Source organism: Amycolatopsis sp. NPDC049252 (genome assembly GCF_043197175.1).
GTDB lineage: Bacteria > Actinomycetota > Actinomycetes > Mycobacteriales > Pseudonocardiaceae > Amycolatopsis.
Genome location: NZ_JBICSQ010000109.1, coordinates 1 through 22302 on the forward strand (window position 1 = coordinate 1; position 22302 = coordinate 22302).

The following is a 22302-nucleotide window of genomic DNA, read 5'->3' on the forward strand; positions in this document are numbered from 1 at the left end:
GCCCCAAGGGTGTGCAGGTCGGGCACCGTGCCCTGGCCGCCTACCTGGCCTGGGCGCGCGAGGCGTACCCGAGTCTGAGCGGCCGGGCGCTGCTGCACACGTCGGCGTCGTTCGACCTCACCGTGACGACGCTGCTCGGCCCGCTCACCGCCGGTGGGTCCATTGTGGACTCCGGTCGGCCGGACTTCGTCAAGGCGACGCCGACCCACCTCGCCGTACTGCCGGAGGAGTCGTACCCGACCGGGGACCTGGTCCTCGGCGGCGAAGCGCTCATGGGCGAGGTCGTGCGCCGGTTCGCCGCGACCGTCACCAACGAGTACGGCCCGACCGAGGCGACCGTCGGCTGCGTCGCCCACCGGCTCGACGGCCCGGTTGCCGGCCCGGTCCCGATCGGCCGCCCGATCCCCGGCACCCGCGTCTACGTCCTCGACGACCGGCTCCGGCCGGTCCCGCCGGGTGTCGCGGGCCAGCTCCACCTGGCCGGTGCCCAGCTCGCCGAGGGCTACCTCGGCCTGCCCGAGCTGACCGCGGAACGCTTCCCGGACGGTCCGTTCGGCCGGATGTACGCCACCGGCGACCTCGCCCGCTGGCGCCGCGACGGCACCCTCGAGTACCTCGGCCGCACCGACGACCAGGTCAAACTGCGCGGCTACCGCATCGAGCCCGGCGAAGTCGAAGCCGCGCTCCGCGAGCTGCCGGACGTCCGGGACGCCGCCGTCGCGGTTCGCGAGGGCACGCTGGTCGGTTACGTCGTCGGCACCGCCGAAGGCGCGGCGGAGGCGTTGCGGGCGAGCCTGCCGGAGTACCTGGTGCCCACCCTGTTCGTCACCCTGGACGCCCTGCCGGTCGCGGCCAGCGGCAAGCTCGACCGCGCCGCGCTGCCCGATCCCCAGCTCGGCGGGGAGACGGAGTACGTCGCCCCGAGCACCGCGGCCGAGGAACTGGTCGCGGAGGTGCTCGGTGAACTCCTGGGCGTCGAGAAGCTCGGGGTCCACGACGACTTCTTCGCCCACGGCGGCAACTCGCTGCTGGCCATCCGCGCGATGGCCCGGATCCGCAAGCAGGTCGGGGTCGAACTGCCCGTCCGCGGCCTCTTCTCGTTCACCACGGTGGCGGGCCTCGCCGCCGAGGTCGAACGGCGCCTGGAAGAAGACCTCGACCAGCTCAGCGACGAAGAGGTCCAGGCCCAGCTGGCCGAAAGCGAGCAAGCGTGACCACGATCGACGAGACCAGCAGCGCCGCCGCGCGCCGGGCCCTGCTGGAACGACGGCTGCGCCGGCGCGCCGAACCGGCCGCGACCATCACCCCGCGCCCGGACGGCGACCCCGTTCCGCTGTCTTACCAGCAGGAACGCGTCTGGTTCATGGAGCAGTTCGCGCCCGGGACCACGTCGTACCACATCCCCGTCCCGATCCGCCTCACCGGCCGTCTGGATCTCCAGCAGCTGCAGGCGGCGCTCGACGCTCTCCCGGTCCGGCACGAGGCGCTGCGGATGCGGTTCCCGGCGGGGGAGGACGGGCAGCCGTCCGTCCGCCTCGACCCGGTCGCCACCGTGCCGCTGTCCCTGGTGGACGCCGCCGATGAGGACGCGGCCCGAGCGGCGGTCGACGCCGCCGCGGTGGAGCCGTTCGACCTGGTCGACGGCCCGCTGCTGCGCGCCACCTTGGTCCGGATCGGCGACGACGAGCACCTCCTCGCCGTGTGCACGCACCACATCGTCGGCGACGGCTGGTCGGTCGACCTCCTGCTGCGCGACCTCGCCGCCCACTACCACGGCACTGCGGCCGGCCTGCCCGCGTTGTCGATCGGCTACGGCGACTTCGCGCACTGGCAACGCCGGACGCTCACCGGCACCGAACTCGACCGGCAGCTGGACCACTGGCAGGACACCCTCCGCGGCGTCGAACCCCTGGAGCTGCCGACGGACCGGCCACGCCCGGCGACCCAGACGTTCGACGGCGCCATCCACGAGTTCTTCGTCGAGAAGGACCTGGCCCGGGCGCTCGGTGAGCTGAGCCGCGAGCACGGCGTCACGCTCTTCATGACGCTGCTCGCCGCCTACCAGCTGCTGCTGTCGCGGTACTCCGGGCAGGAGGACTTCGCGGTCGGGTCGTCGTCGGCCGGGCGCGGGCTGCCCGAGCTGGAGGGTGTCGTCGGCATGTTCATCAACATGCTGCCGCTGCGCGCCCAGCTGGACGGCGACCCGACGTTCGTCGAGCTGCTGGACCGGACCCGGCGTCACGTGCTCGACGCGTTCGACCACGCCGACGTCCCCTTCGAACGCCTGGTCAACGCCCTGGGCGTGCCCCGGGACGTCAGCCGCTCGCCGGTGTTCCAGGCCATGTTCGCGCTGCAGAACTACGAGATGGGCCGGATGGCCGCGGCGGGGAAGTCCGAAGTGGACTTTCGCTGGCTGCCGATGGACCTGCCCGCCACCCGGTTCGACTTCGAGTTCCACGCGATCGAGATCGAGTCCGGCCTGATCGGCAAGTTCGTCCACAACACCGCGCTGTTCGGCACGGAGACCGTCGCCGGGATGGCCGACCGCCTGGTGACGCTGCTGCGCTCGATCGTCGCCGACCCGGCGCGGGCGGTGTCCGAACTGGACCTCTTGGGCGACCAGCGGGACCTGGTGCTGAACCGCTGGAACGACACGGCGGGGGAGATCCCGCCGGGCACGCTCCACTCGCTCGTCGAAGCCCAGGTCGCCCGCACGCCGGACGCGCCCGCACTGACGTTCCGCGGCGACTCCCTGTCCTACCGGGACCTGGACGCCCGCGCCAACCGCGTCGCGCACCGCCTGCGGGAGCTGGGTGTCGGCCCGGGCACGCTGGTCGGGGTCTTCGCGAACCGGTCGTTCGAGCTGGTCGCGGGCCTGCTCGGGGTGCTGAAGGCAGGCGGCGCGTACGTCCCGCTGGATCCGGAGTACCCGGCCGACCGGCTCGCGTTCATGCTGGAGGACGCCGCCGCGCCGGTGGTGCTCACGCAGGCCGCGCTGCGCGACACCCTGCCGCCGGGCGACGCGACCGTCGTCGTCCTCGACGACCTGACCGGGCAGCCCGACGACCAGGTCGATGTGCTGGCCGGGCCGGACGATCCGGCGTACGTCATCTACACCTCGGGTTCCACCGGGCGGCCGAAGGGCGTGCCGAACGGGCACCGCGGCATCGTCAACCGCCTCGACTGGATGCAGCGCGCCTACGGCCTCGACGGTTCGGACTCCGTCCTGCAGAAGACCCCGGCGAGCTTCGACGTCTCGGTGTGGGAGTTCTTCTGGCCGCTCAGCACCGGCGCCCGGCTGGTCCTGGCCGAGCCGGGCGGCCACAAGGACGCGGCTTACCTGCGCGAACTCCTGGTTTCCGAGCGCATCACCACGGCCCACTTCGTCCCGTCGATGCTGACGTTGTTCCTGGGCGAGGACGGTGTCGAGGCGTGCACCGAGCTGCGCCGCGTCGTCTGCAGCGGCGAGGAACTGCCCCTGGTCACAGCCCGGGAGTTCACCACCCGCCTGCCGCACTGTGAACTCCACAACCTCTACGGTCCGACCGAAGCCGCGATCGACGTCACCGCCTGGCACTGCACGCCGGAGGCGCTGGCCGAAGTGGCGTCGGTGCCGATCGGCGCGCCGATCCGCAACCTGCGGGTCTACGTCCTGGACCGGCGGGGTTACCCGTGCCCGGTCGGCGTCCCCGGCGAGCTGCACATCGCGGGTGTCGGCCTGGCGCTCGGTTACCACAACCGGCCGGAGCTGACGGCCGAGAAGTTCGTCCCGGACCCGTTCCACGGTGGACGGATGTACCGCACCGGCGACCTCGCCCACTGGCGCCCGGACGGCACGATCGCCTTCCTCGGCCGCATCGACCACCAGGTCAAGCTCCGCGGTCTGCGCATCGAACTGGGCGAGATCGAGACCGCTCTGCGCGAGCAGGACGGCGTCCGCGACGCGGTGGTGCTCGTCCGCGAGGACACTCCGGGCGACAAGCGTCTCGTCGGGTACGTCGTCGGCGACGCGGACGCCGGGGCACTGCGGACGGCGTTGAAGCTCACCCTGCCGGACTACATGGTCCCGCCGTCGTTCGTCACCCTCGACGAACTTCCCTTGACGCCCAACGGGAAGCTCGACCGCAAGGCGCTGCCCGCACCGGTGGCGAGCCGCGACGCGAGCAAGGAACTCGTCACGCCGTCGACACCCCTGGAGGTCCTCCTCGCGGACATCTGGCGGGACGTCCTCAAGGTCGACGAGCTGGGTGTCGACGACGACTTCTTCGACCTCGGCGGCCACTCGATGCTCGCCACCCAGGTGGTCGCGCGGATCGCGAAGGCCGGGCACCAAGCGGGCGTGATGGACCTGTTCCAGCACCGGACCATCCGCGAGCTGGCGGCGTTCCTCGACGGCGACCGCGACGACTCCGGACACCTGCTGTACGAGCTGACCAAGCCCGTGAAGCAGCGGACGCTCACCTACGTCTGCTTCCCGTACGGCGGTGGCAGCGCGATCGTCTACCAGCCCCTCGCCGACGCCCTGCCCGACGGGTATTCCCTGTACTCGGTGGCCATCCCGGGCCACGACGTCGGCCTGACCGAGGAGGCCGTGCCGTTCGACGAACTCGTCGAGCGGCTGGCCGACGAGGTCCTCGAGCGGATCGACGGCCCCCTGGCCATCTACGGCCATTGCGGGGTCGGCAACGCCCTCGCCGTCGGCGTCGCCCGCCGGCTGGAGGAGCGTGGCCGCGAACTGGAGGTCGTCCACATCGGCGCGATCTTCCCGTTCGCGCGGATCAAGGGCGCGGTCGGCACGCTGCGCACGAAGCTGGAGAAGCTGCGCAGCAACCGGTACTACGCGGACTGGCTCAAGGGCATGGGCGTCGACACCGAGGAGCTCGACCCGGACCAGGCCGACCGGATCATCAGCACCATGCGCGCCGACAGCCGCGCCGCCGAGGAGTACTTCAGCGGCCTGCTCGACGCCCGCGTCGCCAAGCTGCGCGCGCCGATCATCTCGGTCGTCGGCTCGGAGGACCCGGTCACCGACTACTACGCCGAGCGCTACCGCGAGTGGGAGTTCCTCACCGACAAGACGGCCTTGGTCGTGCTGGACCAGGCCGGCCACTTCTTCCTCCGCTACCGCGCGGACGAGCTGGCCGAGATCATCACTCGCGTCCACCCCTCCCTCGACGACGCCGGCGACCTGCACATCGCGAAGCGGGGTGAGGACGCGGGCTGGGCGGTGCACGACACGCACACGTCCACTGTGGACGAGAAGCCCGCCGTGCCGCCGAGCATGGCCCGGTTCGTCACGGTCACCATCGGCCAGCTGGTCTCCTCGACCGGCTCGGCGCTGACGTCGTTCGCCGTGCCGATCTGGCTCTACACCCGCACCGGCTCGGTCACCGACCTCGGCCTGCTCTGGGCCCTGGCCTTGATGTGCGGGGTGCTGATCCTGCCGGTGGCCGGCGCCCTGGTCGACCGCGGTGACCGCCGCAAGATCATGATCGCGGTCAGTGCGGTCGCCGGGCTCATCCAGCTGGCCCTGGCGTTGCTGCTGGTCGCGGACAACCTGCAGCTGTGGTTCATCTACGTGCTGATCCCGCTCGGGTCGGTCGCGGGGTCGCTGCAGCGGATCGCGTACCAGTCGTCGGTCGCCCAGCTCGTACCGAAGCAGTACCTCGGGCACGCGATGGGCCTCGCCCAGCTGTCCAACGGCTTCGCGCAACTGCTCATGCCGGTGATCGCCGCCGGCCTGCTGGCCGCGATCCAGCTGTCCGGGATCCTGGTCCTCGACATGGTGAGCTACGTCTTCGCCATCGTCAGCCTGCTGTTCGTCCGGTTCCCCGACCTGCTCGGCTGGCGCCCCCGCGAGCCGCTGCTGACGGCGATCGCGGGCGGGCTGAAGTACTCGTGGAACCACCGCGGCTTCCGCACCATGCTGCTCTACTTCGCGCTGGCCAACGTCTTCTTGGCGCCCGCGCTGGTGCTCGTCTCGCCGCTGGTGCTCTCGTTCGGCACCGTCACCGACGTCGCCCAGGTGGCGCTGGCCGAAGCGGTCGGTGCCGTGGCCGGCGGTATCGGGATGGCGCTGTGGGGCGGACCGCGCAAGCGGCGGATGGTCGGCGTGCTCGTCGGCAACGTCGGCATCGCGCTCGGCAGCCTCGTGATGGGCCTGCGGCCGTCGCTGATCGTGGTCGCCGCTGGGGTGTTCCTGCTGTCCGCCGCGATGGCCGTGTCCCAGGGGATCTACGCGACGCTCGTGCAGGTCAAGGTGCCGCAGCGCTACCACGGCCGGGTGTTCGCGATCAACCAGACGATCACCTGGTCCACCCTGCCGATCGGCTTCGCCGTGCTGGCACCGCTGGCCGTCGGCTGGTTCTCGCCGCTGCTGGCTCCCGGCGGCGCCCTCGCCGGATCGGTCGGCTCGGTGCTCGGCACCGGCGAAGGCCGCGGCGTCGGGCTCGCGTACGTCGTTTACGCGCTGGTCCTGCTCGTGATCAACCTCGGTGGGTTCGCCGTGAAGCTGCTGCGCCGGTTCGACACCGAGGTGCCGGATTCGCTGCCGGACGACCTGGTCGGCGCGCAGGTGCGGGAGCGGAAGCTCGCCGGGAAGGAGGCCGCGTGAGCACCGCGATCCTGATCAGAGAGGCCCGCGGGCACTGGGTCGGCGAGGTCGCCGCCGCGGTCCACGCGGCCGGCCACCGCGCGGTCCTGCTCGCCCCGCCGGTGGACGCGGGGGAGCGGGCGTCGCTCGCCGCCGTCGTGGACGACGTGGTGGCGGTCGACGACGTCTACGACGCCGAAGCCGTCGCGGCCAAAATCCGCGCGATCACCACGTCTCCGGTCGCGGTGATCACCGGCTCCGACGGCGCGATCGAGAGCACGGCACGGGTCGCCGAGCTGCTCGGGGTGGCGCGCTGCCCGGCGTCGGCGTTCACCCGTTGCGCCAGCAAGTACGCCGTCCGCGAGGCTCTCGCGGCGGCCGGGCTGCCTGGACCGGGGTTCGCGCTGATCTCTTCGGCCGCGGAGGCTGGGGACGTAGCCGAGCGGGTCGGGCTCCCGGCGATCGTCAAGCCGGTCAACGGCGCGGGCAGCAACCTCGTGCGCGTGGTGTCCACAGTGGACGAACTGGCGGCCGCGTACGAGCTGCTCGCGGCCCGGCTGCCCGAGTCCGACGATCCGCGCTACCACCGTCCGCTGGGCACGCTGGACCCGACGAAGACGTTCCTCGTCGAAGGGTTCCTGCGGGGCCCGGAGTACGCGGTCGACGTCCTGATCCGCGACGGCGTCCCCGAGCCGGTGGAGATCCTCGACAAGCCGCTGATCGACGAGCGCAAGTTCGAGCTGGTCCTGTCCTGCCCGCCCGCCGGGCTCACTGACGAACGGGCCGCGCTGGTCGCCGAAGCGGCGTCCGCCGCGGTGAAGGCACTGGGTCTGGACAACACCGTGGCGCACGTCGAGATCATCGACGACGAGCAACGCGGCCCGACGATCGTCGAGGTCAACGCGGGCCGCCCGGCGGGCTCGATCATGCCGCTGCTCGCCAAGCTGCGGACCGGCGTCGACGTCTTCGCCGAACTGACGGCGCTGGCCCTCGGCGCGTCGCCGCCTGATCGGGAGCCGGCGAAGCTGCCGATCCCGTTGGGCATGCTGATCCTCTACGCCGCCGGTTCCGGCACGCTGACCGGCATCGGCGGCCTCGACGAGGTCGCCGCCCTGCCCGAGGTGGTCGACGTCGTCACCACGGTCTCGCCCGGCCAGGTGCTCACCGACGAGCAGGAGACGTACGCGGTGAACCTCGTCGTCGCCGGGTTCGCCGACCACCAAGACCTCGTGGCGCTGCACGCCGAGGCGAGCGAGCTGATCCGGCTGGAGGTCTCGTGAAGACCGCGTTCGTCGTCCGCGAGAGCCGCGGGCACTGGATCCAGGACGTCGTGGCGGCCGTGCGCCGGGAGGGCTTCCGGGCCGAACTGGTCACTGAGCCCCTGGACGACGCCGAGCGCACCGAGCTGACGTCGATCGTGGACGGGTTCGTGGTCGTCGACGACGTCCGCGACGCTCCGGCGGTCGCCGAGGCGATCCGGGCGCGCGACCCCGAACCCGGGGGAGTGCTCACGGCCGCCGAGGGCGTCATCGCGAGCACCGCCCGGGTGGCCGAGCTGCTCGGTGTCGCCCGCTGCCCGGCCGACGTCTTCGTCGTGGCGCACAACAAGTTCGCCGTCCGGAAGGCCCTGGCCGAAGCGGGGCTGCCCGGCCCGCCGTGCGCCCTGTTCGCCGACCCGGGCGACGCCGCGAAGGTCGCCGAAGTGGTCGGTCTCCCGGCGATCGTCAAACCGGTCAACGGCGCGGCGAGCACCCTCGTCCGGCTGGTGTCCACAGTGGACGAACTGGTCGCGGCGTACGAGCTGCTCGCGACGCGGCTCCCGCGGTCACCGGACGCGCGCTACCACCGGACCCTGCCCGGGGCGATCGATCCGCTGCGGGTCTTCCTGGTCGAAGGCCTGCTCCAAGGCCCCGAGTACGCGGTGGACGTGCTGATCCGCGACGGCGTCGCGGAGCCCGTCGGGATCGTGGACAAGACGCTGATCGACGAGCGCAAGTTCGAGCTGGGCATGGTCTGCCCGCCGCTCGACCTGCCCGAAGAACGCGCGGCCGCGATCAAGGCGGCCGTGGCCGACGCCGTCCTCGCGCTGGGCCTCGACCACACCTGCGCGCACGTCGAGATCATCGACGACGCGCGGCGCGGCCCCACCGTCGTCGAGGTCAACGCCGGCCGCCCGGCCGGGGGTGCGCAGCCCGCCCTGCTGAAGCTCGCCACCGGCATCGACGTCACCGCCGAGGCCGTTTCGCTGGCCCTCGGCACCCCGCCGCCCGCGCGCGGGGCCGGCCTGCCGGTGCCGGTGGGCTACCTGGTCGTCTACGCCGACGGCGCCGGGCGGCTGGTGCGCGTCACCGGGACCGGCGACGTCGCCGACCTGCCCGAGGTCCTCGAGGTCGTCACCATCGTGTCGCCGGGCCAGGTGCTGACCGGCGACCAGGAGGTCTACGCCGTCAACATCCTCGCCGCCGGGTTCGCCGACGCCGAGGACCTGGCCGCGCTGCACGCGGAGGCCACCAAGTTGATCCGATTCGAACTGGAGGAGTCATGACCGCCGATCTCGCGGCGCCGCTGGGGCAGCTCGAAGGCAACGAGCACACCCGCATCGCCGTCCACCAGGTCCCCGACCTCGCGTGGGTCGAGGCGCACCTGCCGCGGTTGCAGGCGCACCTGCGTGACCACGGCGCGATCCTGCTGCGCGGCCTGCCGGTCGACCTCGACCTGTTCAACCGGGTCACCGAGACGATCGGCGGCGCGCTGCTCACCTACACCGAACGCTCGACGCCGCGGTCGGCGGTGGCCGGGAACATCTACACCTCGACGGAGTACCCGCCCGCCGAGTCGATCCCGATGCACAACGAGAACTCCTATTCGGCGCACTGGCCGGCCCGGCTCTTCTTCCTGTGCGACACCGCGGCGGCGACCGGCGGTGCCACGCCGATCGCCGACAGCCGGGCGATGTTCCGGCTGCTGCCGCCGGACCTCCGCGAGCGGTTCGCGGGCGGCGTCGCGTACACGCGGGCGTTCCGCGAGGGCCTCGGGCTCACCTGGCAGGAGGCGTTCCAGACCGACGACCGCGCGGTCGTCGAGCAGTACTGCGCCCGCAACGGCCAGACCCTCGAATGGACCGAGGAGGGCCTGCGCACCCGGCACGTCCGGCCGTCCTTCGTGGCCGAACCGCACACCGGCGAGACCGTGTGGTTCAACCAGGCCAACCTCTTCCACGTCTCCAGCCTCGGCGAGGAGGTCAGCGAGGCGCTGCTGGAGCTGTACCCGGAGGCCGACCTGCCGCGCAACGCCTACTTCGCCGACGGCAGCCCGATCCCGGACGCCGACCTGGCGAAGATCCGCGAGGTCTACGACGAGGTGAGCTACGCGTTCCCGTGGCAGGCCGGCGACGTGCTGGTGATCAACAACATGCTGCACGCCCACGGCCGCGAGCCCTTCACCGGCAAGCGCCGCATCCTCGTCGCGATGACCGGATGAGCGAGGCCACGTCCCGGCCGGTGGTGGTCCTGGTGGCCCACCCCCGGCCGGGCAGCTTCAACCACGCGCTCGCCGAACGGGTGCGGGCGACGCTGGAGCGGGCCGGCCGGCCGGTGCGGTTCCACGACCTGTACGCCGAGGGCTTCGACCCGGTGCTCACCGCGGAGGAGGCCTACACCAGCGGCACGCGCGCGGAGGAGTTCCTCGCCGCCGAACCGGATCCGCTGGTGCGGCGGCACCGCGAGCAGGTGCGTGACGCCGCCGGGCTCGTCGCGATTCACCCGAACTGGTGGGGCAAACCCCCGGCGATCCTCAGCGGCTGGCTCGACCGGATCCTGGTCCCCGGCGTCGCCTACCGCCTCGACGACGCCGGCGGCGCGCCCGAGTCGTTGCTCACCTTGGAGCACCTGTTCGTCGTCAACACCTCCGACACCCCGGAGGACCGCGAACGGACCCTCTTCGGCGACCCGCTCGACGCCATCTGGCGCCGCTGCCTCGCGCCCTACCTCGGCGAGCCGGCGGTGACGCGGCTCGTGCTGCGCGTGGTCGCGGACGCCGGCCCGGACGACCGCGCGCGGTGGCTCGACGACGTCGAAGGCGAGGTGACGCGGCTGTTCGGTGGCCGTTGACCGGTTGCGGCCAATTCCCGGTGAAGTCCGCAAGCGGGCGACTCGCCGGCGGCCGGCCTCACCAGGGCCCGGCCCGCGGCTCCTCGGGTAGGTCAGCCGACGCGGTCGGCCAGCTGGGCGTTGTCGTAGAACGTCGCGCTGTCGCAGGCGGGGGCGACCGCCGAGGCCGACTGCCCGGTGATGATCAGGGCGACCGGATAACGGTCGTACTGCCACACGCAGCTGTAGTGGTCCCGGCCCTGGCTGTCCGTCCACGCGCCCTGGACCTTGGATCCGATCACGGTCGCAGGGGCGTCCGTCAGGGTGAAGTTCTTCCGGTCGGCGCCGGTCGCCGTCCGGTAGGTGCCGACGATGCTCTGCTCGCTCCGCCCGCTGTCGGTCGTCCACACGACCCGGTACAGGACGTCGCCGCTGGGGCAGTTCATCTCGTACTTCTCGCCGGACATCAGGTTCGACGCGTCGACGGTGCACGAACCGAGGTCCGACGTCATCCGCCACACGCGCTTCGACGCCTCGACGATCCCGGCGTCGTCCACAGTGGACGGCCTGGTGGTCGTCGTGTCCGTGGCGGTCGAGGTGGCCGACGTGTCCGAGGTGTCCGGTGTCGTGGGCGTGGCCGACGTGGTCGGGCTCCGGCACTCGAAGGAGTACTCGACCGTCGTGCCGTCGGAGCAGGTGTAGCTGGAGCTGGAGCTTTCGTTCGACACGACGATCAGGTAGGCCGCCACCACGAGCGCCGCGAGGGTCACCGCGGAGAACGACGCCGCCAGCGCCCGGCGTCGTTTCCGGGGCGGCGGCACGGCCACGGGGGCCGGGCCGGGCGGCCGGAAGGCGGCCGGGCCGTGCGCGCGGGCCCAGGCGTGGCGGGCGGCGCCGTCGGCCACCGCGGTCGTCGGGTCGCCGTGCACCAGCGGCGGCTGGCCGATCCGCTGCGTGACGAGGGTGCCCAGCAACGGGATCCGGGACGAGCCGCCGACCAGGAACACCCCGGCCGGAGGTGGTCCGGGGGCCGCTTCGGCGAGCGCTCCCGCCACCAGCTCGACCGCCTCGGTCAGGCCCGGCTCCCGCCCGCGCCCGCCGCGGACCAGCTCTTCCAGGTTCGGCTTGCTGACCAGGACCGGGGTGTAGTCGGGCAGTTCCGGCGGCACGCGCGGCAGCTGGGCCGGCACGGCGGGCAGCTTGGACAGCTGTTCCTTGACGTCCCGCGCGTGGTCCCGGATCTCGACCGCGCTCTCGCGCCGGGAAGCGTCCTCGGACGTCGCGAGCTGGTCGAACAGGCCGGGCCGGCCCACTTCGGCCGTCATCCACCGGGCCAGCCGCAGGTCGAAGTCCTCACCACCGAGCGAATCCAGCCCGGTGGGCCGCCCGGCGACGGTGAGCATCGGACCCCGCCGGTCGACGACGGTGACGTCGACCGTGCCGCCGCCGAGGTCGAGGACCACCAGCCGGCACTCCGGCGGCAGCGTCTCGATGCCGAGGGTGCGCTGCGCGGCCGCCTCCGGTTCGGTCAGCGGGTGCGGCATCGGCCAGCCCTTGAGCTGGGCGATCGCCGACCGCGCGGCTTCGAGCAGCACCCGGACGCGGGACTCGCCCCAGGTGGCCGGGTGCGTGACGGTGAACGCGGCGGGCGGCTGCCCGCCGTGCTGCTGCGCGACCTCCTGGGTGACGACCCGGAACACCGCGGCGATCGCCTCGACCACCGGGACGTCCTGCCCGGCCAGGAAGAGCGTCCCGTCCGAAACGGACTTCTTCGGCGTGGCCTCGAACCGGTCGAGGCGGCGGCGGGCGAAGTTCACCGCGGCGGTTCCGACGATCCAGCTGTACTTGCCGCTCTTGCCGGCTTCGTTGAGGAACACGGCCGAGGGCAGCACCGGCCTCCCGTCGACGTTGACGATGTGCACGCCGGCTTCGTCGGCGACCGCGGCCACGGTGTTCGTGGTGCCGAAGTCCACGGCGAGAACCCAGGTCATGGTGTCGGTTTCCCTTCCAGCAGCTCGGCCGCCAGCTCGTCCGCGTCGCGGAGCAGCCCGGTCAGCAGGGCGACGAGCGTCGTCAGCGACGCGGCGGCGGCCTGGCGCGCCCGCGCTCCCGCCCGTTCCAGGTCGGCCAGTTCGCTTCGCAGCCGCGTCAGCTCACGGCGGCGGGCGGTGATCAGCTCCGGCAGGACCTCGTCGAGGTAGGTCCGGACGCGGCGGATCCGTTCGGTCAGTTCGCGGTCGAAGCCGGCGCGTTCGTCTTCGGCGGCGGAGGTCACCCAGGCGGCCAGCTGCTTGCGGCGTTCCCCGTCGGTGCCGCTGTGGTAGCGCCACCAGCCGGCGCCCGCGGCGAGGGCCAGGCAGGCGGCGAGCACCCCGGGCCCGGTCAGGAACGTCACGACGGCCGCGGCGCCCCCGGCGATCTTCGTCAGCTTCTCGAAGACGTCGGTGGCGACGGTCAGCCCGGCCTGCGCGCGGGCCGGGGCGTCGTCGGGGAACCGCGGCGCGGCCGGTCCGGACCGGCGTCCCGCCGGCTGCGGCGCCGGGCGGGCCACCCCGCCGAACCCGAGCCGGTCCAGCAGCGCGGCGGCCAGGCGGGCGGTCCGTTCCTCGGTCGCCTCGAGCGTCGTGACGCCCAGGGCGGTGAGGTCGGCGATCATCCGCGGGGCCAGTGCGTCCAGCCGGTTGGCCGGGCCGTGCTCGGCCTCGGCGCGGAACCGGTCGCGCAGCTCGGAAACGGCCGTGGTGAAGCCGCCGACGGTCTCGTCACGCAGATCCGTGAGCCGCCGGTCGGTCGCCGACATCAGCCACTCGCGGTCGGCGAGCAGGCCGGTGAGGGTGGTGATCTCGGTCTCCAGCTCGCGTTCCCGGCCCGCGTCGCCGAGCGTGTGCGCCGCCGACTCCTCCGCCCGCGCGAGCAGGACCCGGCAGACCCGGGCGGCGACGCGCGCGGCGTTGGCGGCGCGCAGCGCGTCGGCCCCCGAAGCCGCCTGCCGCTTGAGCGTGCCGACCAGCTCGGCCATCCCCGACAGCTCGACCAGCCGGGCGGCGATCCCGGCGTCCTCGACGTCGGCGGCCCGGTCCGCGAGCGGCGCGGAGACGGCGAACACCGGCGCGTCCCGCAGTTCGTCCCGCGCGGCGAGCCGCGCGCGGGTCTCCGCGACGACGACCTCGAAGTCCGCGTTGGTGTCGCGCTTGGTCGCGGCGACGACCACGGCGGGCACCCGGACGGCCGCCTCGGCCAGGAACGCGACCTCCGGGGCCAGGATCGGCTGGGTGGCGTCGCAGACGAACAGCACCGCGTCCGCCTGGCCGAGCGCGGCCAGGGTGGCCTGGGCGTGCCCTTCCTGCAGGCCGCCTACGCCGGGGGTGTCGACCAGCACGAGGTCCCGCAATAGCGGCGCGCGCAGCTTGACCTCGACGCCGAGCACCGGGTCGGCGATCTCGGGCAGCGCGACGTACCGCGCGACGTCCCGGACGTCGACGGGCACCCGCCGCGGGGTGCCGGGCGCCGCCGGATCGGCGAGCAGGACGACGGCCTCGTCACGCTCGCCGTAGCTCAGCTCGAGCCAGCAGGAGGTGGTGACCTCGGCGCTGACCGGGCTCAGCAGCGGCCGCCCGATGAGGCTGTTGACCAAAGTGGACTTTCCCCGGTTGGTCTCGCCGACCACCACGACCCGGATCCGCTCGCCGCGGTCGGCCGGCGTCGCGGCGTCGAGGTGCTCGACCAGGTCCTGGTGCCTGCCCTGCACGGCTTCGGCGCGGACGGCGCCGAGAATGCGCGTGAGCCGTGCGCGGTGCGTGCGCTCGGTGGTGTCAGTCATGGGCGGCCTTCCCCGCGGGTGCCGCGTCCGCGTACACCACGACCTTCGGGTAGACGACGACGCGGGCGCCGTCGCTGTAACCGGGGCGCACGGTCCGGGCGACGGTGTCGACCCGGCCGGTGTCCGGCGCGGGCTCGGTCCCGACGGCCTGGTGGGCGCGCGGGTCGAACGGCGCCCCGTCCGGCGAAACCGGCCGGACCCCGGCCGCGGCCAGCGCGTTCGCCGCCTGCCAGGCCAGCCCTTCGGGCAGCTGGGGCATCAGCTCGGCGAGCCGGAGGATGAGCAGCTCACGGTGCCCGGCATCGGCGGCCGGAGCGGGCGCCGGCGTCCGGCCGAACACGCGGGCCCCGGCGACGAGCGCGACCGCGGCCAGCCCCGCCCCGGCGAACGCGGCGGGCAGCGGACTGTCCGCCGGAGCGGCCACCGCGGCCCACGCACCGTCCGGCGTCGCGACGCTCGCCGTGCCGTCCGCCGCGGCGGAGAGCTGATCGAGCAGGGGCCGGACGTCGACGTCACCGCGGTACAGCGCGACCGCGCCGTCGGCCGTCGAGGCCCCGGCGGCCCGCCCGCCGTCGCGCAGCGGCAGGACGACGACGGCCCGGGCGCCACTCGGCACCACCGCGGCGACGGCCCCGGCGTCCCCGGTCTTCACGGCGGTGGCGAGCGCTTCGGCCGCCGTCCGGCGGGTGTCGGGTTTCCCCGGTTCGAGCAGCATCACGGCGATGAAGGCAAGCAGCGCGGCCGCCACCGCGGCGCCGGTGAGCCACAGCCGGTGCGAGGTCATCGGGCACCGCCGTCCTCGTGGGGCGCCATCACCTGGGCGACGTCGCGGCTTGAGGTGTCGGCGAGGGTGGACCGCGCCTGCCGGGTGGCGGTAAGCCATAGCCCGTCCGGGTTCATCGGGCGCCGCCTCTTTCCTGGGTGGCCGGCTGCCAGGCGCGGACCACCACCCGGGGCCACGCCGGCTGAGGTGTCGGCCAGCGCTGACACTCCCGCGACACGCCGGTGAGCGATAGCCCGTGCGGGGGCATCGGGCATCGCCGTTGTCGGGGTGGCCAGTTGCCGGGCCCGCACCATCACGCGCCGCATTCGGTGCGGGGTCATCGGGCACCGCCATCATCGTGGGTGGCCAGCTGCCAGGCGCGGACCATCACCCGCGCCACGTTGCGGCCCGAGGTGTCGGCCAGCGCCGACCACTCCCGCCACGCTCCGGCGCGCTGGGCCGCCTTCGCGGACGTCGAGCGCGGCAGGCCGACGGTCACCGCGAGCCACGCCTCCTCGGCCATGCCCGCCGGCGGCCGCACCCGGCCGCGGGCCAGCTGGCGGGCCATTTCCTGCAGCCGCAACGGGAACATCTCCGCCCGGTCGAGCAGCTGCTGCGCCTGGCCGTAGATCGTGCGGTCGCCCGCGTCCACCGCCCGGTCGAGCAGGTCTTCCAGCGCCGAGGCCGCCTTGAGGACGTCGGCCCGGTTGCCCAGCACGACCTCCAGCCGCGCGGTCACCGCGTCCAGCCCGGACGCCGCCCGCGCCACCTCCGTCAACGCTGCCGCGTGTGCCGGCACACCGGAGCGCAGGGCTTCGAGCAGCTCACCGATGCCGAACGTCCCGAGCAGCGCGACGAGCTCGCCACGTTCTTCGCGGGACACCGGGCCGGGCAGCTCCCGGAACAGTTCCGGGCTGGCCAGCGCGATTTCGCTGCGGTCGGGGTTCCACTCCTTCGCCAGCGCGGCGAGCGCCCGTGCGTGGTGTTCCCGCAGCGCGCCGCTGGCCGCGGTCTCGGCGAGCAGCCCGATCACCGGCAGGACCTCGGAAAACAGCTCCGCGTGCGCGGCGGACATCTTCCGGGCCGACTCGGCGGCCTCCTTCCAGACCGTCTTGCGGTCGGGTGTCCGCTGGTCCGCCTTGGTGAGCAGCCCGACGGCGGTGCCGCCGGTCAGCCGCGCCCCGCCGCGCGCGGCGCGGAAGGTCCGCACGGCCGCGGCTTCGTCGTCCTTCAGCGTGCTGTTGAGGCAGAACAGCAGCGCGTCGGCGTCCGCCGCCGCGTCACTGGTGTCCTCCAGCATCCGCGCGGTGACGGCCGAGGTCTCCACGCTCGTCGACGCCAGGCCCGGGGTGTCCAGCAGCGTGACGCGCTGCAGCAGCGACGCCGGGAGCGTGACGTTGACGCGGCGAAGCCGGTCCGCGGGCAGCGGGATCGTGGTCGACAGCCGGGTGCCTTCGAAGTCCATCGGCACGTCACCGGAGCCGTCACGCGGTTCGGCGACCGCGTAGTCCCACATCCCGTGGCGGAAGGCGTAGAGCACCTTCGTGCATTCACCGCCGGCGGTGGGGGAGACCGCGCGCCCGAGCAACGCGTTGAGCAGCGTCGACTTGCCGGAGGAGACCCGGCCGACGACGGCGACGCACAGCGGGCGGCGCAACCGTTCCGCCGTCCGGTTCCCGGCGGCGGCCAGCGCGCGGTCCGGGGCGGCGGCGGCCCGCACCGCCAGTTCGAGCACGGCCTCGGCCAGGGGCCAGGCCTGCTGCTGCGGAATCATGCGCTCGCTTTCGTCCGCGTCCGTTTTCGACAGCTATAGGTCGGTCGTCACACGGCTCGCGATACATGCGGGTTCTCCGAATACGGCCGATGCCGCCGAACCTCACCCGATTGGCGCAGACTGATTTCCCCACGCTTCCGCCCGGCGGTGAGTTCCTTGCCCACCAACGGGTTTCCCGGAATCAGCCCGGTTCGCCGCGCTCGTGGTGGCGGGCCGAGGTGAGGACCGCCCAGACGACCTTGCCCCCGGACCACCGGTGGCTGCTGCCCCAGACCTTCGCCGCGTGCGCGACGATGTGGAGGCCGAGCCCCGGGCTCCGGACGTCCGACCGATCCAGCAGGACGGCGGGGTTCGGGTTGTCGTCCGCGATCGCGACGGTCAGCAGCCCGCGGCGCAGGTCCAGCCGCATCCGCGGCACCGACGAGGTGTGCCGGACGGCGTTGTCGGCCAGCTCGCCGGCGATCAAGGCGCCGTCGTAGATCAGCTCGGGCACGTCCCACCGCGCGGCCAGCTCGCGGACGAACGAGCGCGCGAGCGCGACGGTGTTCGCCGTGCGGGGGAGGGTCCGGTCCGCCTGGTGCCGGATCGGCGTGGCCTGGTGGTGCTCGGCCGCCTCGACATCCGGGTGCACCGCGACGAAGCGGTCGATCCCGGAGCGGTGGAGCAGCCGCACCTGCGCGTTGCGGTCGGTGACCAGGGACAGGGGGATGCCCGGCCACTCCCCGATGCGCCGCGCGACCAGCGGGAAGACACTCGCGGGGGCGAGTTCGCCCATCGTCAGGCCGCTGACGTTCGCGACGATCCCCGGCGGGGTGTCGGCCGCGATCTTGAGCAGGCCGTCGCGCAGCGAGGCGTAGCCGGGCAGGTTCAGGTCGCCGCTGACGGTCACCAGGGCACTCTCCGGCCGGGGGGTCAGCCGCAAGGTCAGTTCGGGCGGCACGGAGTCCTTCGGTCCCCGCCGGGGTGCCGGCGCCGTGCGCGTGGGTGAAACCGGGGTCCCGCCGCCGAAGACTCCATGGCACTCCACGCTAGTCGTGATCGTTCCGCACGCAGTACTCCGTATCGACGAACCCGGACGGCGTGCGGGCGGTACGGCCTTGCGCCCGATCGACGAAGCGCCCGTGGTCCCGAAACTGTCCACATCGGACTCAACCGTCAGGCCGTGGCGAACCGGAGGACCCGGCGCAGCCGGCGGATCGCGCGGAACTGGGCCACCCGCACCGCTTCGGCGCTCGGCATGCCGAGCAGCTCCGCCGTCTCCTCGGCGGAATAGCCGAGCAGGACCCGCAACGTCAGTACCTGGCGGTAGTGCCGCGGCAGCCGGCTCAGCACACGCCGGACCTGCAGGTGCTCTTCGACCCGCGCGAAGTCGTCCGCCGCGGCCGGGAGCCGCCAGGCCGGGCCGGTCGCCGCCTCGGGGTCGGGCAGCGGGGTGAGGTGTTCGTGGCTGCGGGTGCGGTCCCGGTGGACGTCGGCGGTCTTGTGTGCCGCGATGCCGAACACCCAGGACAGGAACCTCTCGCCGCGGTACCGGTACCGCGGGCGGGCCACGAGCACCGCGAACAGCACCTCCTGGGTGCAGTCCTCGGCCGTGGTCGTCGCGTTCTCCCGGCCGAGGCGCTTGCGGCAGTAGGCGAGCACGATCGGCCGCAGCGCCCGGAACAGCCGCTGCGCCGCGTCGTGGTCACCCCCGACCGCCTCCCGCACGAGCTGGACGTCCGGTGGCGGCGCTGGTCCCACGGTGGTCTCCCGGGTCGGCACCGGGTCGGGAGAACAGGCGTCCCGGTCCCGGTGGGTTCGGCCATCGGGGTCCGGGACGGCGCACAGTTCCGCGCCACTCTATCGGAAGATCGCCTTTCGAATCCTTTGTGGACCGGCCGGGGCGGTCACCGGAAGGCGCCGAGGGCGAGCTGGGCGGCGGCCGCGATCAGCCGGTCGTCGGGCTTCGCGTCCTCGGCCTTGCGGTCGGACAGCACCACGAGCACGATCGGCGCCCGCCCGGGCGGCCAGACGATCGCGATGTCGTTGCGCGTCGCGTACGAGCCGGTGCCGGTCTTGTCCGCGACGGCCCAGCCCGCCGGCGCGCCCGCCCGGATCAGGGCGCCGCCGGTGGTGTTGGCCTTCATCAGGTCCGTCAGGACGGTTCGTTTCTCCGGCGGCAGCGCGGACCCGAGGGTGAACGCGCGCAGGCTCCCGGCCATCGCGCGCGGGGTGCTGGTGTCCCGGATGTCACCGGGCGCGAGGTCGTTGAGGCCCGGTTCGGTCCGGTCGACGTGCGTGGTGGTGTCGCCGATCCCGCGCAGCGCGGCGCCGAGCCCGGCCGGCCCGCCGAGTTCGCGGAACAGCAGGTTCGCGGCGGTGTTGTCGCTGTAGCGCAGGGCGGCGTCCATCGCGTCCCGCAGCGAGATGCCGGTGTCGACGTGCTTCCCGGTGACCGGCGAGTTCTCCTGCAGATCGGCGCGGGTGTACTCGAGGACCTTGCCGAGCTCCGGGACGGCGGTGCGCTGGAGCACCGCGCCGGCGGAGAACACCTTGTGCGTCGAGGCGTACCCGAAGCGGTCGTCGGCGTGGTGGGCGACCTCGCGGCCGTTGCCGGTGTCCACGGCGTAGACGCCGAGCCGCGCGTCGAACCGGCTTTCGAGCGGCCCGAAGTCCGGTTGCACGGCGGCGGGCTGCGACGACGGCGGCCGGGTCGGCGCCGGGGGTGTCGCCTGGGGTGTGGCTTGCGGCGCGGCGCAGGCGGTGAGCGTGACCAGGGCCAGCGCGGCGAACGCGGTCCGCCGGACGTGGGGGAACGGCACGGCACTTCCTTTCGGGCTTGATCGGCTCTCGCAGTCTCACCGCGTCCGCTCATGCTGTCCAAGACGAAAACGCACGTTTCCATGCCAAAATCGCATAGAATGTGGTGGTGGACCTGGTCGGCGGCTGCAGGGCGTTCGTCAGCGTGAGCGAGGCGGGCAGCTTCACGGCGGGCGCGGCGCTCGCGCGCATCCCGCAGCCGGTCGCCAGCCGCCGGATCGCGGCGCTCGAGCGTCACCTGGGCGAACGGCTCTTCGACCGGTCGTCCCGCCGGGCGACGCTCACCCCGTTCGGGCGCGACCTGCTGCCGTCCGCGAAACGCCTCGTCCGGCTGGCCGAGGCGATGGAACACGACGCCCGCCGCGCCCGGCTGCGGCCGATGCGGGTGGCGGTTCCGGACACCTGCGGCGTCCGCGACCTGGCCGAGCTCGCGGCCGAAGCCCGGGAGCTCGAGGTCCACCTGGAGTTCCGCGCCGCGGCGCCGGGGGAGCGCGCCGAGCTCGTCCGCACCCAGGAGGTGCGGGCCGCGCTCGTCGCGGTCCCGGCCGAGGAGGGCGTGTGGACCGTGCCGCTGGGACTGGCCGGGGTGGCCGCGCCGCGGGCGAAGGTCGTGCACCTGGAGACCCTGCGCGCCGGCCGGGGCGGCGGCCCGCGGCGGCGCGTCCGGCTCCAGCCCGAGGACGACGTCCCGCACGTCCGCGACCGCGTCCTGCGGCTCCGCGACGCCGTGGGCCTGCAGCCCGCCCAGGTCACCGTCGCCGGCTCCCTGACCTCGGCGGCGGCCGGCGTCTTCGGCTCGGCGGACCTGCTGCTGTGCTCGGCCGCGCAGGCCACCGACCTCGGGCTACAGTGGCGGCCGATCGGGGAGATCGATCTTGCGCGCGGCTACGACGTGCACGCCGCGCTCGGCGCGGACGCCGACCGGCTGCGCACCGCGCTGGGGGAGGCCGTCGGGCGGTGCCTCGGCGCCACCGGGACGTGAGGAGAGCGGGGTGAGCACCGAAACGCTGGTCCGGGAGCTGCGGGCCGAGCTGGCCGACGGTGGCCTGCACGGTTCGTTCCTGGTCCGCGACCTGGCGTCCGGGCAGGAGCTGGGCATCGACCCGGACCGGGTGTTCCCGATCGCTTCGGTGGTCAAGGTCCCCCTCGCGGCGGTCACCCTGGAGCGGATCCGCCGTGGCGAGCTCGACGGCGCGGCCCAGCTGGAGGTCGAGCCCGGCGGTGTCACCACCCCCGGCCCGATCGGCCTGACCCGCTTCCGCCACCCGGCCCGCGTCGCCGTCGAAGACCTGGTCTACCTCAGCACGTCCCTGAGCGACGGCGCGGCGGCCGACGCCCTGTTCGGCCTGACCCCGCCGGCGGAGGTCGGCCGGATGCTGGACGAGTGGGGCGTCCACGGCATCGCCGTGCGGCACCCGATGAGCGACCTCGTCGACACCCCGGCCGAGCGTTTCGGCTCCGGCGACGTCGACCTGGCGCATTCGCTGGCCATCGGCGCGGGCACCGCGGGGCAGGGCCACCGGCTCGCCCAGCTCGACGTCACCCGCGCGAACTCCGCCTCCGCGCGTGCGCTGCTCGACCTGCTGCAGGCGCTGTGGACCCCGTCGAAGATCGACCCGTCGGTGGCCGCCGGCGTCCGGGACCTGATGGGGCACAACGTCCTGCGGCACCGCCTGACCCCCGACTTCGCCTCGGACGCCGCGAAGTGGTCGTCGAAGACGGGCACCCTGCTGAACCTCCGGCACGAGGCGGGCGTCGTCGAACACGCCGACGGCCGGACGTTCGGCGTCGTCGCCCTCACCGGGTCGAGGGTCCCGGCGGTGCTCCAGCCCGAGGCGGAGGTCCTGATGTCCCGGGTGGCACGGGAGCTGCGCGACCACCTGCGCGCGACCTGAAAACCGCTTGGGTGCGCGACTTCCGGCACCTAGGCTCTCGCGGTGTCCTTCACCAGACCCGAGCCGCCGTACTACGCGGTGATCGTCAGCAGCAAGCTGGACGCCGCCAACCTCGACGGCTACGCGCCGATGGACCAGCGCATGGCCCAGCTGGGCCAGGCCCAGCCGGGCTACCTGGGCCGCGAGTCGAAGACGGACGCCGACGGCCGCGAGCTGACGGTGCTGTACTACCGCGACGCCGACTCGATCGCGGCGTGGAAGCAGCACCCGGAGCACCTGGAAGCGCAGCGCCGCGGCCGGGAGCAGTGGTACGCGGACTACCACATCGAGGTCGCGAAGGTGGAGCGCGCTTACGGCTTCGAGCGCTAGCTGTATTGCCCTGTGAGGTCGGTGACGCGGCCGGCGGGTGACTGACCAGCCGGCGAGGTGTGTCCGCGGTGGCGGTTGCAGGTGTGCAGCCAACCCGGCAACGCCGCACGGTTGTGCGCGGGCTTCTGTGCCCGAGCCCGGCGGCTGAACCGCCCCTGCGGCGGTGCCCGTTGACCGACCCGAACGGCCGACATGGTCAACC

The 22302-nt window shown here is 73.4% G+C and carries 16 protein-coding genes; 9 read left to right on the plus strand and 7 right to left on the minus strand.

Annotated elements, in window-relative coordinates; genetic code table 11:
• The 6 genes from ACGFMK_RS44745 to ACGFMK_RS44770 form a co-directional block, all read left to right on the plus strand.
• Positions 1 to 1214: AMP-binding protein (locus ACGFMK_RS44745; protein WP_392776703.1), on the plus strand; the 1214-nt coding region annotated here is incomplete at its 5' end.
• Positions 1211 to 6613 (plus strand): amino acid adenylation domain-containing protein, encoded by a 5403-nt coding sequence (locus ACGFMK_RS44750; protein ID WP_392776706.1) that lies wholly within the window; start codon positions 1211 to 1213, stop codon positions 6611 to 6613. The genes ACGFMK_RS44745 and ACGFMK_RS44750, both read left to right, overlap by 4 nt.
• Positions 6610 to 7872 carry an ATP-grasp domain-containing protein gene (locus ACGFMK_RS44755; protein ID WP_392776709.1) on the plus strand — a complete coding sequence of 421 codons (1263 nt, stop codon included), beginning with the start codon at positions 6610 to 6612 and terminating at the stop codon, positions 7870 to 7872. Before ACGFMK_RS44750 ends, ACGFMK_RS44755 begins: the two co-directional genes overlap by 4 nt.
• Positions 7869 to 9137 (plus strand): ATP-grasp domain-containing protein, encoded by a 1269-nt coding sequence (locus ACGFMK_RS44760; protein ID WP_392776712.1) that lies wholly within the window; start codon positions 7869 to 7871, stop codon positions 9135 to 9137. The genes ACGFMK_RS44755 and ACGFMK_RS44760 overlap by 4 nt, the downstream gene beginning before the upstream one ends.
• On the plus strand, positions 9134 to 10072 hold the full coding sequence (locus ACGFMK_RS44765) for a TauD/TfdA family dioxygenase (RefSeq protein WP_392776714.1): 939 nt from the start codon (positions 9134 to 9136) through the stop codon (positions 10070 to 10072). Before ACGFMK_RS44760 ends, ACGFMK_RS44765 begins: the two co-directional genes overlap by 4 nt.
• On the plus strand, positions 10069 to 10701 hold the full coding sequence (locus ACGFMK_RS44770) for an NAD(P)H-dependent oxidoreductase (RefSeq protein WP_392776716.1): 633 nt from the start codon (positions 10069 to 10071) through the stop codon (positions 10699 to 10701). Before ACGFMK_RS44765 ends, ACGFMK_RS44770 begins: the two co-directional genes overlap by 4 nt.
• 92 nt (positions 10702 to 10793) lie before the next feature.
• Here the strand turns inward: ACGFMK_RS44770 and ACGFMK_RS44775 are convergent, their stop codons facing one another.
• From ACGFMK_RS44775 to bla, 7 genes are all read right to left on the minus strand, one after another.
• Positions 10794 to 12671, minus strand: a complete 1878-nt coding sequence (locus tag ACGFMK_RS44775; RefSeq protein ID WP_392776719.1) for an Hsp70 family protein — start codon at positions 12669 to 12671, stop codon at positions 10794 to 10796.
• On the minus strand, positions 12668 to 14500 hold the full coding sequence (locus tag ACGFMK_RS44780; RefSeq protein ID WP_392776721.1) for a dynamin family protein: 1833 nt from the start codon (positions 14498 to 14500) through the stop codon (positions 12668 to 12670). The genes ACGFMK_RS44775 and ACGFMK_RS44780 overlap by 4 nt, the downstream gene beginning before the upstream one ends.
• Positions 14493 to 15284 (minus strand): nucleotide exchange factor GrpE, encoded by a 792-nt coding sequence (gene grpE / locus ACGFMK_RS44785; RefSeq protein WP_392776723.1) that lies wholly within the window; start codon positions 15282 to 15284, stop codon positions 14493 to 14495. The genes ACGFMK_RS44780 and grpE overlap by 8 nt, the downstream gene beginning before the upstream one ends.
• A 316-nt stretch (positions 15285 to 15600) precedes the next feature.
• Positions 15601 to 17037 (minus strand): dynamin family protein, encoded by a 1437-nt coding sequence (locus ACGFMK_RS44790; RefSeq protein ID WP_392776726.1) that lies wholly within the window; start codon positions 17035 to 17037, stop codon positions 15601 to 15603.
• A 181-nt stretch (positions 17038 to 17218) separates the two neighbouring features.
• Complete coding sequence (locus ACGFMK_RS44795) at positions 17219 to 17977, minus strand: ATP-binding protein (RefSeq protein ID WP_392776729.1); 759 nt, start codon at positions 17975 to 17977, stop codon at positions 17219 to 17221.
• A gap of 215 nt (positions 17978 to 18192) precedes the next feature.
• Positions 18193 to 18777: a sigma-70 family RNA polymerase sigma factor gene (locus tag ACGFMK_RS44800; protein ID WP_392776732.1), complete on the minus strand. Its 585-nt coding sequence runs from the start codon at positions 18775 to 18777 to the stop codon at positions 18193 to 18195.
• A 146-nt stretch (positions 18778 to 18923) separates the two neighbouring features.
• Positions 18924 to 19838, minus strand: a complete 915-nt coding sequence (bla, locus tag ACGFMK_RS44805; protein ID WP_392776734.1) for a class A beta-lactamase — start codon at positions 19836 to 19838, stop codon at positions 18924 to 18926.
• A 107-nt stretch (positions 19839 to 19945) separates the two neighbouring features.
• Between bla and ACGFMK_RS44810 the strand changes: the two genes are divergently transcribed.
• The 3 genes from ACGFMK_RS44810 to ACGFMK_RS44820 are packed head-to-tail and all read left to right on the plus strand — an operon-like array spanning position 19946 to position 22100.
• Positions 19946 to 20818 (plus strand): LysR family transcriptional regulator, encoded by an 873-nt coding sequence (locus ACGFMK_RS44810; protein ID WP_392776737.1) that lies wholly within the window; start codon positions 19946 to 19948, stop codon positions 20816 to 20818.
• 10 nt (positions 20819 to 20828) lie between these two features.
• Positions 20829 to 21731 (plus strand): serine hydrolase, encoded by a 903-nt coding sequence (locus ACGFMK_RS44815; protein WP_392776739.1) that lies wholly within the window; start codon positions 20829 to 20831, stop codon positions 21729 to 21731.
• Between the two features lie 42 nt (positions 21732 to 21773).
• A complete protein-coding gene (locus ACGFMK_RS44820; protein ID WP_392776742.1) occupies positions 21774 to 22100 on the plus strand; it encodes an antibiotic biosynthesis monooxygenase family protein in 327 nt (108 codons plus the stop codon).
• Positions 22101 to 22302 lie beyond the last annotated feature (202 nt).